A 15,123-nucleotide genomic window follows, 5' to 3' on the forward strand; every position below is an offset into this window, starting at 1 on the left:
GGTTATAAAGCACCGAGGCCGTGAATGAACAGCGTCGCCCCAGCAACGAGGAAGAACACGCCGGCGCCGAGGTCAATGTACGGATTAGCGCGAAGCATCCGTCGCCGCACCGCCACGGTGGACAGCAACAGCGCGACGCCCATCTGCGTGATAAGCGAGGTGGCAAACAGAAGCGCGATCACTCCCCCGGCCAGCGCCGGCGAGGGGCTCGCCGGCAACAGCGGGGCGATGATGGCCGCGAGGTAGAGCACAATCTTCGGATTGGACAGGTTCGTGGCCAGCCCGTGGCGATACAGCCGCGGAAGGGAGCCCAGTGTTGCCGCCGAGGCCTGAAGGTCCATCGGTGGCGCGAGCCGATCCTTCCACCCCGAACGAACCATCGACTGCCCGAGGTAGGCCACCCATCCGCCACCAACTACTTGGATGACGCCCACCAGCTGCGGAAACGCATTGAGGACGGCTGCCGCGCCCAGCACCGTCAGTGCCATCCACACGAGCACCCCGGTTTCGATGCCGGCGGTCACGGCCACCGCGTGCCGGCGCGACCGCGTCGCCGTACGCATGATGAGCACAAAATCCGGTCCCGGAGTCAGCGCGCCGAGAATGTTCAGGGCCGCGAGAACGGCCAGTTGCCCGACACTCACTGGAGGAGATCGAGCAGGTCTGCGCGGCCAAACATCCGGGCGCAGTCCACCGCGGTCGGTTGCCCGGCCAACGGGTCGGCACCCGCGGCGAGCAAGGCGTGAACGACCTCGTCTTCCTTCTTGAAGATCGCGCCCGCGAGCGGCGACTGCCCACGCTCGTTGAGCAGGTTCACATCGGCGCCCACCTCCGCGAGTTCCCGCACCAGCCCGGCGTGCCCGGAGTACGCGGCCAGCATGACGAAGGTATTACCGTCCTGGTTTTTCAGGTTCGGGTCGACGCCCTGGCGGACGTAGTCGACCAGCACGGCGTCTCCATTTCGAGCCATGGCGAAGAGACGGGTAACGAGGTCCTGAACGTCCTCGGGCAAGGATTGCTCACTCATAGTGGGGCAGTTTACCGGGCCAGCTCTGCAATCTTGCGGACAGCATTCTCGACGGCGAAGTCGATGTCGCCTCCGGCGCCCTTGGCTCGGGCGTCGAGGTCTGCCACGATGACCACCGCTCGGCTCACCGCAGTGCCCGACCACCGCCTGGCCACCGGAAGTGTTTTCTCCACGACGAAGGGGTGCATACCCAACACTCCGGCCAGCTGCCGAGGGTTTCCGCCCCGGGTGGAATACAGCCTGGCAATGGTGCCCACCTTCGATCCCAGTGCGGCCGCCAGCGCCACCGGGGAAATCCCCAACTGCAGCGCTCGCCGCGTCGACGCGACCGCCTTGACCGTCTGGCCGGACACAGCCAAGTCGGCGATGTCGAACCCGGAGACCTCCGCCACCCCTTGGTAGTAGCGGCGAACGTCCGCAAGCGCCACCTCCCCGCCGGTGTCCGAGACCAGTTGCGATACCGCGGAGGCTAGTTCTCGTGGATCTGAGCCCACCCCTTCGAGAATCGCGTGAACCACATCCGGCGTGGGGCGCACTCCGTGCTCCCGAAACTCGGCGGTTACCCAGTTGTGGAGGTCACGCGGTTTGAGGGAATCGGCCCGGTGCACCTCGGCGATCTTCTCAAACTTCTTCACCAAGGCTTTGTTTCGGCCGCCACCGGTGTGGTGAATGATGAGAGTGATGCCGGGACCGGGATCAACGGCAGTGGCCAGCAGCAGCTCCGTCGGGTGCTTTCCCGCAAGTTCCGTGTGCGTGACCACGATCACTCGGTCCTCGGCAAATAGTGACGGGCTAGTCAGCTCGATCAGTTCCGGTTCGGTGAGATCCCCGGCGCGCACCGTGGTCGTCTCGACTCCCGCGTCTAGCCCGCTCAGGATGCGTCGACGAGCCCGTTCGGCGAGGAATTCGTCATCGCCGAGAATGAGGTGCACCGCGGTGGAAGTCATGGTGTAAGTCTAAGGCCCACGCCCCCGCCACGAACCAACCGTAGCCGAGCGCCACCACCGGGGTGCTCGCCGGCACCGTCGAGAAGGGCAAGGCCGACAACGTGGTGGCCACCGTGTGAACCCACCAGGACAGCGGAGACACGACTACCAGGAGCACCGCCTCGGCACCACCGGGAAGCAGAGCGACGACGGCGGCGACCATGCCTAGGACGGTGATGGGCGCCGTCACCGGCGCCACCAGGAGGTTCGCCAGTATCGATACGGTGGACACCTCCCCGGTCGCTAAGGCGATGAGCGGCAGGGTAACCACGTCCGCTGCCACTGCCACCCCGATGGCGCGGCAGACCACGCCGGGAGAACCGTCGTCGCTGTCGTGAGCGCGACGGGAGGGCAGCGCCCGCCATAGCACCCGGGAGAATAGCGGCGAGAGGCAGACGATGCCTGCCGTCGCGCTCACCGACAGCGCGAAGGCGAGGTCCACCGCCAGCCCCGGTTGTACGAGCAACAGCACAAGTATCGCCAGCGAGAGGGCATGCAGGGGCGTCATGCGGGAGGAGGCGACGACCGCCACCAGCCCCACCAGGCCGGTCAGCGCCGCCCGGAGCACAGAGGGCTGCGGGCCGACGAGCAGGGTGAACGCCGTCAACGCGAGACCGGCGGCGCCGACTTGGGCCCGCGGTCCGAGCGTGAGCAAACGACAGAGCACGACCGCTGTGGTGGTGATGATCGCGACGTTGCTGCCGGACACCGCGGACAAGTGGGACAGCCCAGTGGCGACATACACGTCCGCCGCCGCCGGTGGCTGCAGCGACGTATCGCCGAGCACCATTCCGGGGATCAGCCCGCGGTGGTCACCGGCCACGGATGTGGAGACCGCCTCCGCGAAGGTGGTGCGCACGTGATGAACCCACCCGTGAGGCGGCTCGCCCGTAGTGTTTAAGGTTCCGTGGGCGACGACGGGGATCAGACCGGGGTGATCCGCCGCGTCGTACTGCACTCGGGCTATGACCTCGGTGCCGGCGGACAACCCCACCGGTTCCTCAGTGAAGACGGTCAGCGTATCCGGTAGGCCAGGCACCCGGAGCCGGGCCACGGTGTCGGGGGCATGGGTGGCGAGACGCCCGACGATGACGCGGGGTAGCTCGATGGCCTCCGCAGCTCGGCGCCGCACGTCCGCGGCAGCCACGATGGAGCCAGCAATCCCACCTATGAGCAACGATTGCCCGGACACCGCCACCATAATCAGCGCCGCGGCAGCAACGATCACCAGCGCCCAGCCGGGCGAGCGGGTCAACAGCCCGACAGCGGTGGCTAGCCACGCCGTGAGTGCTGCGGGCACGAGCCGCAGCTCGGAGAGGGTCATAGGACGACCTGGTCGCGTAGCCCCGCCAGCTTTGCTGGGCCGATGCCGGGAACCTCCTCAAGCTGCTCGATGCTAGCGAAGCCACCGACCTCCTCCCGGTAAGCGACGATGGCCGCGGCAGTCGCCTCACCCACGCCCGGCAAGGTCTGCAATTGCTCCAGGGAGGCAGAGTTGAGCGACACCGACGCCGCAGCCCCCGGAGCCGCGGGCGCCGGCCCTGCCTGGGGTGGAGGCACCGGCTCACCGGGAGCGGGCACGACGATCTGTTGGCCGTCCACGATCAGCTGAGCCAGGTTCACCGCAGCCGGATCTACGCCTGGAACGGCCCCACCGGCCGCGTTGAGAGCATCGGCAACGCGGGCGCGCGGGGGCAAGGTGACCAGGCCCGGGGTAGCCACCGCCCCGACCACGGAGACAACGATGTCCGATGACGGCCCGGCGGCCGGCGCAGACGCAGAACCGTGCGGCGGTGCAGACGTTGGCGCCATAGCCGAGGGCAGCGCGACGGCTGGAAGTGCGTGGGAGTCCCCCGGTGGCCACCAGCGCACGGCAATGGCTAGCGCGACGGCGATGACGAGGCCGGCTGCGATCGCGGCGACGCGCGACGGAACCCCGATGCGCGGCGGTGCCTCGTCGGGGAAAGCAACGGCAAGGTGTTCTTCTTCGCCGGTGGGAGCGGTCAGTTCGGGCAGGCGATGAACGGCGGAGATCTTCATGACCCGAACGCTAGAACCGCAACGGACCAGGAGCTACCGCGCCACCACTTAGCTGTGGATAAGTGACATCCCGGGCGAGTTATCCACAGTGATGCTCGCCCCGGACGAGGGACACGCCCACCGCCCCTACCCCGGCGTGGACGATGAGCTCCGCCGGCATCTCGGTGACGAGCACCGTCGAACCGTCGGGTAACTGCTCGGAGAGGACGCCGCGGAGGTGTTCGGCCTGGGTAGCCGCATGGGCGTGCTGAATGGCCACGAGCGCTGGTGACCCTCCGGCGGCACTCCGCACCAGCTCCACCAGGCGGGCCATCGCCTTCGTCGCGGTGCGGGTCTTGCCGGCCAGCTCGAAGCGGCCGTCGGCGATGCGCAGAATCGGCTTCACTGCCAAGAGCGCCGCGGACAACAGGGCCGTGCCCGGCGACAGCCGCCCGGACTTGCGGATGCTGTCCACCGTGGGCAGATACACCCACGTGGCGGAGCCATGCAGGGTCTCCCGTGCGGCGGCCGCGCATTCGGCGAGGCTGCCGCCGGCCTGCGCTCGCGTGGCGGCCGCCATTGCCGCAGCGCCCACGGCCATGCCGACCGTTCCCGTATCGACCACGTCCACCGCCCCGTCGAACACGGCGGCGGCAGCCACGGCGGACTGATGGGTGGACGACAGCTGCTTCGCCACGTGTAACGCCACCACCCCGTCGTCGCCGCCTCGCTCGAGTTGCCGGGCGTAGGCCACCACCAGCTCCAGGGTGCCGAGCCCCGAGGTGGATTCCGCTTTGTCGTCGGCCAAGCGGTGCAGGCCGAGGACCTCGATGTCCAGCCGCTGTACGACCTCCGCCGGGAGGCTAGCGGAGGAATCGACGACGACGCGCACGCTCATGCCCAACTCCCCTCGCTGAGGTTCCAGCCGTCGAGGCGCCAGCTATCGCCAACCCAGCTCAACTCCGCGAAACGGGTGTTGCCCAACGTCTTGAGCTTCGGAAGGACCATCGGATCGAGGCCCACTAAGGAGCAGGTCAGCGCAGAGATAGTCCCTCCGTGGGCGACGACGAGCACCGTCGGGCCTGGCCAGACGTCAGGCGACGCCGTCTCATCGAGGCGAAGCTCGTCGATGACCGGCCGGGCACGGCGGGCGACGTCGAGGCGCGATTCGCCGCCCGGGGGCGCCCAATCCGGGTGGGCACGCCAGTGGGCAATGATTCCCGGATCGGCGGCGTCGACCTCGGACTGGAGCTTGCCCTGCCAACGCCCCAGGTTTGTTTCCCGAAGCCGGGCATCGACGTCGACTGGCAGGCCCGTGGCCTCTCCCACGGCGTGGGCGGTGTCACGGGCCCGTGAGAGGTCGGAGGCGATGATGCGCGAAAGATTCGCTCCGCGCAGCCGGCGGGCCACAGCCAGGGCCTCGGCTCGGCCGTGCTCGGACAGCTCGGTATTGAGATGTCCCTGCATCCTCCGGGAGGCGTTGTAGGTGGTCTGGCCGTGTCGCAGCAGGATGAGGCGCGCCATGGGAGCTAGATTTCGTCGTCACCCGGCGCCTGACCGGCCAGCGGAATCTCCTCGATAGTCTCAACCTGACGGGTGTTGACAGCGTCGCTGTAGTGGCCGGGGCGCACGAAGGTGTCGAGGCCCTCGACGTCGAGCAGCGGGCAGTCGGCGTAGAGCCGGTCGAGCCCATAGAACTCCCGCTCCTGGGGGCGCTGAACGTGAACCACGAACTGGCCGTAGTCGAGCAGCACCCACCGGAACTCGCGGTTTCCTTCGCGGCGAAGCGGCTCCCGGCCGGCCTTGGACAGTTCGTCCTCGATCTCCTCGCACACCGCGCGCACCTGGCGCTCGTTATCTGCGGTGACGACGACGAACACGTCGGAGATAGCCATAACGTCGGAGACGTCGTAGACGGCGATGTGTTCGCCGAGCTTCTCATCGGCGGCGCGGGCGGCGATTTCGGCGAGCTGACGAGACTGATCGGTGGCTGTCACGGATACGGCCTTCTTCCTGTACGTGTGCTGAGTACTCTCGCCTAGTCTTGCACGAGGGTCAAGCAAACACCTAGTTGAGCTGGCCACCAACGACGCCGTCGACGGCCCCAGCAACCACACCGTCGCGCGGAGAATCACCGGCGGAATCCACGTACAGGCGGTTCTTGGCGATGAATTGGACCACCCCGTCAGGAACGAGGTACCACACCGGGCGGCCCTGGCGTGCTCGATCGCGGCATTCCGTCGAGGAAATCGCCATGGCAGGCACCTCGATGAGCGACACCCGCTCGCGTTGAGGCCCGGGCAGCATCTGCTCGGTGAGCTCATAGCCGGGCCGGGTCACCCCGATGAAGTGGGCGAGGTCGAACATCTTCTCCCAGTTCCGCCACGTGAGGATGGAACCGAGGGCGTCGGCGCCGGTGATAAAGAACAGTTCGGCGTCCGGGAACTGGGTGGCGATGTCATGCAGCGTATCGACCGTGTAGGTGGGGCCCTGCCGGTCGATGTCTACCCGGGACACGGTGAACTGCGGGTTCGACGCGGTGGCGATGACGGTCATGAGGTAGCGCAGCTCCGCCGCAGAAACGCTGCGCCCCCGCTTCTGCCACGGCTGACCAGTGGGGACAAACACCACCGAGTCGAGCGCGAACCGGTCCGCCGCCTCGCTGGCAGCGACGAGGTGGCCGTGGTGGATCGGGTCGAACGTTCCACCCATGATCCCAATGCGTTGTGCCACGGAAGTCTCCTTGCTCCTCGCCGAGGTGTGCTACGGGCGGGTGTGTCCCGCGCCTTCGAGAATCCACTTCGAGCTCGTCAGCTCCGGCAACGCCATCGGGCCGCGGGCGTGGAGCTTCTGGGTGGAGATCCCGATCTCGGCGCCCATGCCATAGACCTCACCGTCGGTGAAGGCCGTCGACGCGTTAATCATCACCGCTGCCGAATCCACCCGGGAGGCGAATTCCCGACACGCGTAGGCGTCCAGGCTGGCAATGGCCTCCGTGTGCCCGGAGGAGTAACGGGCGATGTGATCGATGGCGCCGTCGACGCCGTCGACGACCTTGGCGGCGATGTCGAAGGAAAGGTATTCCTCCGCCCAGTCCCGGTGTTCTGCTGGGACGACGCCGGCGGCACCGAAAGCAGCCAGCTCCTCGACATCACCGTGCACGGTCACTCCGCGTTCCTGTAGCGACGTGATGATGCGCAGCTTGGCGGCGTCGTCGAGCGCGGCATCGATGAGGACGGTTTCGGTGGCGTTGCACACCGAGCAACGCCGGGTTTTGCCGTTGAGCAGCATCTCGATAGCCGAGTCAAGATCCGCCGCCCGATCAACATAGAAGTGGCAGTTGCCGGTGCCTGTCTCGATGGTGGGCACGGTGGCGTTGGTGACCACCGCGTCGATGAGCCGGGCGCCGCCGCGGGGAATGACCACGTCGACGAGGCCGCGGGCGGTGATGAGGTCGTGGACGCTGTCGTGCGTGTCGCAGGGCAGCAACTGCACCGCCTCCCGAGGCAGCCCGTGGCCGGCCAGCACGTCCTGGAGGATGGCGACCAGGGCCTCGTTCGTGCGGCGGGCAGACTTTGAGCCGCGCAGCAAAGCCACGTTGCCGGACTTGAGTGCTAGGCCGAAGGCATCGACGGTGACGTTGGGGCGGGCCTCGTAGACCATGCCCATGACCCCCAACGGCACGCGCACCTGCCGCATGGTGATGCCGTTGTCCATGGTTCTGCCCCGGAGGACCTCACCCACCGGATCCGCCAGCCCGGCTACTTGGCGCAGGCCGCCGGCGATGCCCTCGATGCGCGCGGCGTCCAGCTGCAGCCGGTCGATGAGGCCGTCGCTCATGCCGGCGGCGCGCCCCGCCGCGAGGTCCTCGGCGTTGTGCGCGACGATCTCCTCGGCGCGGGCGATAAGTTCTTCAGCGGCGGCGCGCAGGATCTGGTTTTTGGCCGGAGTGGGCAGGGTGGCCAGCACCGGGGCGACGGCCTTGGCGGCGCGGGCTTTAGCGAGGACGTCCTCGCGTTCGGCGGCGCGGGCTGCGGAGGGCTGCTGAGAAGTCATAGTCCTTCAGCATAGTCGCCCGGGTCACCTCCCCCGCTGCCCCGGGCGCTAGGTGTTATTGCGGGTTGACCACTTTTCGCCACGGCGAGGACGTCGCCAGGTGGCCGAGTGCGAGTCCGAGCGCGATGGCGATGACCACCTCAATGCCTTCCACCGCGTGCTCCAGCGCGGCTAGCACGTTATCGGTGTTGCTCTCGATGTAGCTGAGGTACATCGTCAACCCCGGAATCATGATGACGACCGCCGGCACCGAAATCGACGAGCGGGGAATATGGAAGCGGCTGGCGATGAGATAGGCGATGAGCCCCACAGCCGTGGTGGCAATCAGGGCCGCGACCTGCGGCTCAACGCCGACGTGATCGCGCAGGATGAAGCGACCGACGTTGCACACCACCGACACCGAGGCCGCCGTCGCCGCGATCTTCGGCGGAGAATTAAACAGCACCGCGAAGCCGAACACACCGACCGCCGTGGCCGCCGCTTGGGCCAGGACCTGCCACAGCCCCGGCAGCGTCCACACCGCCGGGTAGCTGATGCCGCCCTGGAAGAATCCCACCAGCCACAACCCGGTGGCTGCCGCGAAGATCATCAATAGGGCGTAGGTGACTCGTGCCTGACCGGCAGCGAAGTCGCTGCGCACGAGGTCTAGGAGCCCAGTGACCAGCGGGAAGCCCGGAACGAGGAAGAGGGTGGTGGCCAGGTAGCCGACATGGTTGCCGTGGATGGGATGCCCGAGCAAACCCGGCGCAGCCTGGATGAGCAGGTACATCGCGCACGTGGCGATCGCCGTGAGGAGGGTGACCAAGAAGTGGTTCCAGAAGCGGCTGAGCAGGATACGCCGCAGGGCCTGGCCTAGGGTGGCGGCGATGAGCACGCACACCATGTCCGTCGGGTTGCCGCCGTTGAGGAAGGTGAAGGCCGAGCAGGCGGAGCCGGCTGCCACGGCGTTGGCGGCCGGCCCATAGCGGTGCGCGCGGGCGGTGATCGCGGCGAGCCGGGAGGTCAGCTCCGCGGCGGTGATTTTCTCTGGCAGCGTCTCCACGAGGCGGACGGTGTGGTAGAACAAATCCACGTTGACGCCGGGGTGCGTCGGGCGGGTGATGCGGGTGCGGTAACGCCCCGACATCGTTGCGGTGGCCACAATATCGGTGTAGGACACCACTGAGACGAAGCTCGATAGGCCGAGTGCCCGGGCACAGCGAGCCATGGCCCACTTGACCCGGTAGGAGCCCATGCCGGCGCCGAGGAGGACGCTTCCCACCTCAGCGGCGGCCTCCGAGCGGATGGTGAGGGATTCACCCACTTCGGTGGGGAGTTGATCGTCGCGAACTACAGACATAACTTCTAACCTACGACGTCTGATATCCAGATGCCGACTCGCGTGAGCGATGACACGTCGGCTCCCAGTCCTATGGAGCCGCTCACACGCACCACCGGGCGTCGACTCCACAACAGTCGATACGTCAGTAGCCGGCCCGGACGTCCACCTCGGTAGGCATCCGCTCCCCGGCCGCGAAGGCCGCGGCATTGGCGATAATCGTGTCAGCCACCAGCAGCTTCGCCACCGACGGCGGGGCCGCGATGTGCGGGGTAATGAGCACATTGTCCATCGCCCACAGCGGATGCTGCGCCGGCAACGGCTCCGGGTCGGTCACGTCCATCGCCGCTCCCGCAATCTCCCCACTGCGCAGCGCCGCCACCAGGTCGTCGGTGACAACCAACCCACCACGCCCAACGTTGACGAGCACGGCATGACGGGCCATCGCCTGGAGCACGGTAGCGTCGACGAGACCTCGGGTTTCATCCGTCAGCGGCGCCGCGAGCACGACGACATCCGCATGCGCCCAGTGCGCGTCGACGTCGTCGATGGGCACCGTGCTCACCGCTCCAGCAACGGGGCGACCGGAGCGGTTGACGGCGGTGATCTCACAGCCGAAGGGCTCAAGGAGCCGGATGAGCTGCGCTCCGATGCCGCCGGCGCCGACCACCAGGACCTTCTTGTGATGAAAAAGCCACTGCTGGGCGGCATCGATGTCGCCCCGCCGGTCGAAGCAACCATCCTTCGTCGCTACCTTCACCCCGTGGTACAGCCCCAGCAACAGCCCCAATGCCACCTCGGCGACGGGCGTGCCGTAGGTACCGGCAGCATTGGCCCAGCGCACCTCGTCGGTCATGACGCCCTCGTCGATGAGCGCCTCCACCCCGGCAAAGGGCCATTGCACGAAGCCAATGTTGTCCGGAAGCGGGGACGGGAAAGACCTAGTCGATCCGTTGAAGACGAGGAACTCAGCCTCGGATAGAGCGTCGGTGTAGGTGTGCCCGGCGGCGACGACGGAGTCGACGACCTCGGGCCACACCTCCGGGATCATGGTGAACTTCATGTCCGCCACCGTAGCCGGGCCTCCAGCCCGGACGCTGGCTAGACCCGGCTCGCGTAGTTGGACAGGTAGTCGGCGTGGATGATGGGGCGGCGCTGGTCCTCAGGCAATTCGGCGGTGCGGCGGCCGATCATGCTGGCGAGCGTGGTCGCGTCGTAGCCCACCTCACCGCGTCCGATGGCCTGGCCCTCGGGTCCGATGACTTCGACGATGTCACCGCGATGAAACTCGCCTTGGGCTTCGAGCACGCCGACGGGCAGGAGCGAGGCGCCCTCGGCGGTGACCGCCCGCATGGCCCCGGCGTCAATGCGCACGACCCCTTCGGCATCCGCCGCGTACAAGGCCCAGAACTTCCACGCCCCCAGGCGATGATCGGGTCGCGGATGGAAAACCGTACCCACCTCCGCGGTCGACAAGGCCTCGGACACCCGTTCCGCCGAGGTCAGCAGCACCGGCACTCCCCCGCGCGCCGCGAGCCGGGCCGCGGACACCTTGGCCGCCATGCCGCCGGTGCCAAGCCGGCCGCCATCGCCGGCCGCGACGTCATGAAGGTCCGCGCCGGTGCGCACCTCGGGGACGAAGCGCGCCGCTGGATCGGCGGGCGGGCGGTCGTAGAGGCCGTCCACGTCGCTGAGCAAAATGAGCGCATCCGCGCTGATGAGGTGAGCGACAATAGCGGCTAGCCGGTCGTTGTCGCCGAAGCGCATTTCCGAGGTGGCGACCGTGTCGTTTTCGTTAATGATCGGCACGGTATGCAGCTGCCGCAACCGCTCGATGGTGCGCTGCGCATTGCGTGCCCGGTCCCGCTGGCCGGCGTCGGAGGCTGTGAGCAGCACCTGGGCGACGGTACGGTCGAAGCGGCCGAAGGAGTCTGACCACTGCTCGGCCAGCTGCACCTGCCCGACGGCGGCCGCCGCCTGCTTGGTCGCGAGGTCCTGCGGCTTCACGCTTAACCCCAGCGGCTTCATGCCGGTGGCAATGGCGCCGGAAGACACCACCACCACGTCTGAGCCGGCGCTCATGCGGTCTTCTAGGGCCTCCACGTAGTGGTCCATCCGAACCCGGTCCACTCCCCCGGTCGGCTTCGTCAACGCTGAGGAGCCGAGTTTGACCACAATCTTGCGCGCCGTGGCAATCTCTCGGCGAAGGTCGGACTCGGTGGGAAACGCGTCGTCGGCGGCGGGGGTAGTCATGGTCGTTAAGCATAACCGCCACGGCCGCCGCCGCGTGCTAGCCCTGCCAGCGTTCGCGGGAGGCTTCCTCACCGTCGCCGAAATCATACTCGTCGATGAGGCCGCGGCGCGCCTGGGAGGCGCGCTTGCGCTCGGCGGCGGAACGACGGTTGGTGCCCAGCAGCCGGGCGTCGCGGCCGCGGCCAGCCAGCGTCGGATCCCCGCCGCCAGTCATGGGCTCCCAGTCGAAGGAGATATCGCCGATGCTCACCGTGCAGCCCTCGACGGCGCCCGCCGCGAAGAGCGCATCCTCCACGCCGATCCGCGCGAGCCGGTCCGCGAGGTACCCGACGGCTTCGTCGTTCTCGAAATCGGTCTGGGTGATCCAGCGAAGCAGCTTGTCGCCGGTGACGATGAACCCGCCGTCGATGTCGGGGTCCTCGACTACCTCAAAGTCCGCCACCTTGCCCTTGCGCCCGCGCGAAGCGTCAGCGTCAACCGCCCGCGGCCGGATGACGGTGTGTTCGGCATCGGCCTGTGCTCGTGGCCGCTCGGCCCGGGCCTTGTTGACGATCTCCAGCAGGGCATACTTCAGCGGTTCGAGGCCCTTTTGTGCCACGGTGGACACCACGAACACAGGGCAGCCGAAGGCCTCCTTGAGATCGTCGGCGACGAAATCGGCCAGCTCACCGGCCTCCTGCACGTCGGCCTTATTGAGCACGATGACTCGCGGCCGCTCACGCAGATCGCCTAAGCCCGTGTCTTCCTCCAGCGCTTCCTGGTAGGCAGCCAGCTCCGCCTCCATTGCTTCGATGTCGCTGAGCGGGTCGCGTCCCGGCTCCAGGGTGGCGGTGTCGACGACGTGGACGAGCACCGCGGTGCGTTCGATGTGGCGCAGGAAGTCCAGGCCCAGGCCCTTGCCTTCGGACGCCCCGGGGATCAGCCCCGGCACGTCGGCGATGGTGAAGGTGTCCGAGCCCACGTTGACGACGCCGAGGTTGGGCTGCAGGGTCGTAAACGGATAGTCGGCGATCTTCGGCTTCGCGGCGGAAAGCACGGAGATGAGCGAGGACTTGCCCGCCGAGGGGAAGCCAACCAAGCCGACGTCAGCCACCGACTTCAACTCCAGCACCAGATCGTGCGCTTGGCCCTCCTCACCCTTGAGAGCAAAACCGGGGGCCTTGCGCTTGGCGGAGGCGAGCGCCGCGTTGCCTAGGCCGCCGAAGCCACCTTCGGCGGCGATGAACCGGGTGCCCACGGTCGTCAAGTCGGCCAGGAACTCTCCTTCTGCGGAGCGCACGACCGTACCCACCGGCACCTCCAGTATCAGGTCTTCACCGCGGGCGCCGTGGCGGTGGTTGCCTTCGCCATTACCGCCGCGGCCGGATTTGAGGTGCGGGCGGTAATGGAAGTCCAGCAGCGTGTGAACCTGGTCGGAGACCTCCAGAATGATGTCTCCGCCGTGGCCCCCGTTGCCTCCGTCGGGCCCGCCCAGCGGCTTGAACTTCTCCCGGTGCACGGAGGCACACCCGTGCCCGCCGTCGCCGGCCTTGAGGTGCAGGACGGTCCGGTCGACGAACTGTGCCATCGGCGCTCTCCTTGATTCATTCGTGGTGCAGGTATGCACCTAGATACTAGTGACACCACCGCCCCGGACCCTCACAGCGGGGACCGGGGCGGTAGCAGGTAGGTCGGAAAAAGACCTGTTTAGGCGAACATCTTCTTACCGATGATGTCAGCGAAGGCAACCATGCCGTGGTCGGTCGGGTGCATGATCTGCGGGCCCTCCTCCGGGTCCTTCAGGCCATTGACCCAACGCTGGCCGTCCGGCGCGCAGGTGCCGTGACCCTTGGTCGGGGTGTAGAGGTCAACGAAGTTCATGCCGGCGTAGTTGGCGACATTGGCCTGGTTGTCACGCAGGGCCAGCTGGATGCGCTCGCCGCGCGGGACGACGATCTCCATCTTGTTGCTCTCGCCACCAGCCGGGTTCGGGGTGATCAGCGGGCAGAACTTATCGCCGCTGAGGAACTCCGGGTAGGAGACGAGGGTGATGCGGGCGTTCGGGGCGACCTGGCGAACCCGGTCGGCGAAGGACTTCACAGTGTCGCGGAAGAGCGACGGGCCGGTGGTCGAAGACAGCGTCGGCAGGCCCTCGTTAGAGGACAGCTGGGACGCGACGTCGGTGCGGATGGTCGGGTCGACACCGCCGTACATGAGGACAACGTCCTTGGTGTCCACGCCGAGGTCACCGTTCTGGATGGCCAGCTCGGTGTACTGCTTCAGCTCGAACGGCATGTCGCCCGCACCGTTGCAGGACCAGTCAGCCAGGGACTTGTTGTAGTTCTTGGCCATGATCTTCGGCCAGTTAGCGATGTGGGTCTGGCAACCGAAGGCGAGCGGGTGGCGCTCCGGGGTGAGCTTGATGGTGGGATCCTGCTTGCCAGCGTTGGAAACGAAAGAGTCGCCGAATACGACGAGCTCCGCACCAGTCTCAAAATCCTGCAGCGGCTCCACGCCCTCCACAGCCGGCGGCGCCGGAGAGAACGGCAGGAACGGCGGCAGCGGCTGCGCGTTGGCCACCGGGGTGGCCAGGCCACCGGCGATGGCGAGTGCCGACAGGCCAGCCAGCACGGACTTCTTGATGCTCTTCACTTTTCTCCCTTGTTCAACGACCCCCGACGCCTCGCAACGAAGATGCCGCCGGTAGTACGGGTACTTTCTGCCATAAAACACGAAATGTGTTACAGCACGCGAAGGAGTGTAACACATTCGTTATAACTTGTCAGCTGGAAGCCAGCGGACTGTGCGCTTAGGCGGAGGCGGCGACAGCCTGCTCCTCAGCCGGGACGATGCTGACGATGCGGCGGTTGCGCTTGATGCCGAACTGGACGGAGCCAGCAGCAAGGGCGAACAGCGTATCGTCGCCACCGCGGCCGACGTTCTCACCCGGGTGGAACTTGGTGCCGCGCTGGCGGACCAGGATCTCGCCGGCGTTGACCTTCTGACCGCCGAAGCGCTTCACGCCCAGGCGCTTGGCCTCGGAATCGCGACCATTGCTAGAGCTCGATGCACCTTTCTTGTGTGCCATGGTGTTTTCCCTCCCTCGCTACTTACTTGATGCCGGTGACCTTCAGGACCGTCAGCTTCTGACGGTGACCCTGACGCTTCTTGTAACCGGTCTTGTTCTTGTACTTCAGAATCTTGATCTTCGGGCCCTTGGTCTGCTCGACGATCTCAGCGTCGACGCGAACCTCGGAGAGCTCCTCAGCCTTGGACTTAACGTCGGCACCATCGACGAGCAGAACGGGAGTGAGAGCGACGGACGTACCCGGCTCACCCTCGATCTTCTCGACCTTGACGAGGTCGCCTTCGGCGACCTTGTACTGCTTGCCGCCGGTCTTGACGATCGCGTACATCGGAGGGTTACCCCTTATCTATACTCGGCTCAGCCCCGGGGTTAAGCCCCAAGTCTGATACGGACAACA

General features: G+C 66.9%; 17 protein-coding genes. All 17 read right to left on the reverse strand.

The window, feature by feature from the left end; genetic code table 11:
- Window positions 1-2 precede the first annotated feature (2 nt).
- Window positions 3-644: a LysE family translocator gene (locus CUTER_RS08010; protein WP_047259991.1), complete on the reverse strand. Its 642-nt coding sequence runs from the start codon at window positions 642-644 to the stop codon at window positions 3-5.
- Window positions 641-1,027 carry an ankyrin repeat domain-containing protein gene (locus CUTER_RS08015; protein ID WP_047259992.1) on the reverse strand — a complete coding sequence of 129 codons (387 nt, stop codon included), beginning with the start codon at window positions 1,025-1,027 and terminating at the stop codon, window positions 641-643. Before CUTER_RS08015 ends, CUTER_RS08010 begins: the two co-directional genes overlap by 4 nt.
- Before the next feature lie 11 nt (window positions 1,028-1,038).
- Window positions 1,039-1,974, reverse strand: a complete 936-nt coding sequence (holA, locus tag CUTER_RS08020) for a DNA polymerase III subunit delta (RefSeq protein ID WP_047259993.1) — start codon at window positions 1,972-1,974, stop codon at window positions 1,039-1,041.
- Window positions 1,937-3,337, reverse strand: a complete 1,401-nt coding sequence (locus tag CUTER_RS08025; protein WP_047259994.1) for a ComEC/Rec2 family competence protein — start codon at window positions 3,335-3,337, stop codon at window positions 1,937-1,939. The genes holA and CUTER_RS08025 overlap by 38 nt, the downstream gene beginning before the upstream one ends.
- The gene (locus CUTER_RS08030; RefSeq protein WP_052844083.1) at window positions 3,334-4,053 is read right to left on the reverse strand and encodes a ComEA family DNA-binding protein; all 720 of its coding nucleotides are present in this window, start codon (window positions 4,051-4,053) and stop codon (window positions 3,334-3,336) included. The genes CUTER_RS08025 and CUTER_RS08030 overlap by 4 nt, the downstream gene beginning before the upstream one ends.
- Before the next feature lie 79 nt (window positions 4,054-4,132).
- Entirely contained in the window at window positions 4,133-4,930 is a 798-nt protein-coding gene (locus CUTER_RS08035; RefSeq protein ID WP_047259995.1) for a DegV family protein, read from the reverse strand.
- The gene (locus tag CUTER_RS08040) at window positions 4,927-5,556 is read right to left on the reverse strand and encodes a histidine phosphatase family protein (protein ID WP_047259996.1); all 630 of its coding nucleotides are present in this window, start codon (window positions 5,554-5,556) and stop codon (window positions 4,927-4,929) included. Before CUTER_RS08040 ends, CUTER_RS08035 begins: the two co-directional genes overlap by 4 nt.
- A gap of 5 nt (window positions 5,557-5,561) precedes the next feature.
- Window positions 5,562-6,029 carry a ribosome silencing factor gene (gene rsfS / locus CUTER_RS08045; RefSeq protein WP_047259997.1) on the reverse strand — a complete coding sequence of 156 codons (468 nt, stop codon included), beginning with the start codon at window positions 6,027-6,029 and terminating at the stop codon, window positions 5,562-5,564.
- Window positions 6,030-6,099: 70 nt separating this feature from the next.
- Window positions 6,100-6,765, reverse strand: a complete 666-nt coding sequence (gene nadD, locus CUTER_RS08050; protein WP_269079408.1) for a nicotinate-nucleotide adenylyltransferase — start codon at window positions 6,763-6,765, stop codon at window positions 6,100-6,102.
- A gap of 30 nt (window positions 6,766-6,795) precedes the next feature.
- Window positions 6,796-8,088 (reverse strand): glutamate-5-semialdehyde dehydrogenase, encoded by a 1,293-nt coding sequence (locus CUTER_RS08055; RefSeq protein WP_047259999.1) that lies wholly within the window; start codon window positions 8,086-8,088, stop codon window positions 6,796-6,798.
- A 55-nt stretch (window positions 8,089-8,143) separates the two neighbouring features.
- Entirely contained in the window at window positions 8,144-9,427 is a 1,284-nt protein-coding gene (locus CUTER_RS08060) for a threonine/serine exporter family protein (RefSeq protein WP_047260000.1), read from the reverse strand.
- 124 nt (window positions 9,428-9,551) lie between these two features.
- On the reverse strand, window positions 9,552-10,469 hold the full coding sequence (locus CUTER_RS08065) for a D-isomer specific 2-hydroxyacid dehydrogenase family protein (protein ID WP_047260001.1): 918 nt from the start codon (window positions 10,467-10,469) through the stop codon (window positions 9,552-9,554).
- Between the two features lie 38 nt (window positions 10,470-10,507).
- Complete coding sequence (gene proB / locus CUTER_RS08070; RefSeq protein WP_047260002.1) at window positions 10,508-11,659, reverse strand: glutamate 5-kinase; 1,152 nt, start codon at window positions 11,657-11,659, stop codon at window positions 10,508-10,510.
- Between the two features lie 37 nt (window positions 11,660-11,696).
- Window positions 11,697-13,226, reverse strand: coding sequence for a GTPase ObgE (obgE, locus tag CUTER_RS08075; RefSeq protein WP_047260003.1), 1,530 nt, complete (start codon window positions 13,224-13,226; stop codon window positions 11,697-11,699).
- A 119-nt stretch (window positions 13,227-13,345) separates the two neighbouring features.
- Entirely contained in the window at window positions 13,346-14,290 is a 945-nt protein-coding gene (locus CUTER_RS08080) for a GDSL-type esterase/lipase family protein (RefSeq protein WP_047260004.1), read from the reverse strand.
- A 157-nt stretch (window positions 14,291-14,447) separates the two neighbouring features.
- On the reverse strand, window positions 14,448-14,726 hold the full coding sequence (gene rpmA, locus CUTER_RS08085; protein ID WP_047260005.1) for a 50S ribosomal protein L27: 279 nt from the start codon (window positions 14,724-14,726) through the stop codon (window positions 14,448-14,450).
- A gap of 22 nt (window positions 14,727-14,748) precedes the next feature.
- Complete coding sequence (rplU, locus tag CUTER_RS08090) at window positions 14,749-15,054, reverse strand: 50S ribosomal protein L21 (RefSeq protein WP_047260006.1); 306 nt, start codon at window positions 15,052-15,054, stop codon at window positions 14,749-14,751.
- Between the last annotated feature and the right edge of the window lie 69 nt (window positions 15,055-15,123).

Origin of the sequence: Corynebacterium uterequi, assembly GCF_001021065.1 — a bacterium.
In the GTDB taxonomy this organism is placed as follows: Bacteria; Actinomycetota; Actinomycetes; order Mycobacteriales; family Mycobacteriaceae; genus Corynebacterium; species Corynebacterium uterequi.

Excerpts from the sequence above, each read along its gene's own strand:
- CUTER_RS08015 (WP_047259992.1), bottom strand. The coding sequence starts at position 1,027 with ATGAGTGAGCAATCCTTGCCCGAGGACGTTCAGGACCTCGTTACCCGT.
- holA (WP_047259993.1), bottom strand. The coding sequence starts at position 1,974 with ATGACTTCCACCGCGGTGCACCTCATTCTCGGCGATGACGAATTCCTC.
- CUTER_RS08025 (WP_047259994.1), bottom strand. The coding sequence starts at position 3,337 with ATGACCCTCTCCGAGCTGCGGCTCGTGCCCGCAGCACTCACGGCGTGG.
- CUTER_RS08030 (WP_052844083.1), bottom strand. The coding sequence starts at position 4,053 with ATGAAGATCTCCGCCGTTCATCGCCTGCCCGAACTGACCGCTCCCACC.
- CUTER_RS08035 (WP_047259995.1), bottom strand. The coding sequence starts at position 4,930 with ATGAGCGTGCGCGTCGTCGTCGATTCCTCCGCTAGCCTCCCGGCGGAG.
- CUTER_RS08040 (WP_047259996.1), bottom strand. The coding sequence starts at position 5,556 with ATGGCGCGCCTCATCCTGCTGCGACACGGCCAGACCACCTACAACGCC.
- CUTER_RS08055 (WP_047259999.1), bottom strand. The coding sequence starts at position 8,088 with ATGACTTCTCAGCAGCCCTCCGCAGCCCGCGCCGCCGAACGCGAGGAC.
- CUTER_RS08060 (WP_047260000.1), bottom strand. The coding sequence starts at position 9,427 with ATGTCTGTAGTTCGCGACGATCAACTCCCCACCGAAGTGGGTGAATCC.
- CUTER_RS08065 (WP_047260001.1), bottom strand. The coding sequence starts at position 10,469 with ATGAAGTTCACCATGATCCCGGAGGTGTGGCCCGAGGTCGTCGACTCC.
- proB (WP_047260002.1), bottom strand. The coding sequence starts at position 11,659 with ATGACTACCCCCGCCGCCGACGACGCGTTTCCCACCGAGTCCGACCTT.
- obgE (WP_047260003.1), bottom strand. The coding sequence starts at position 13,226 with ATGGCACAGTTCGTCGACCGGACCGTCCTGCACCTCAAGGCCGGCGAC.
- rpmA (WP_047260005.1), bottom strand. The coding sequence starts at position 14,726 with ATGGCACACAAGAAAGGTGCATCGAGCTCTAGCAATGGTCGCGATTCC.
- rplU (WP_047260006.1), bottom strand. The coding sequence starts at position 15,054 with ATGTACGCGATCGTCAAGACCGGCGGCAAGCAGTACAAGGTCGCCGAA.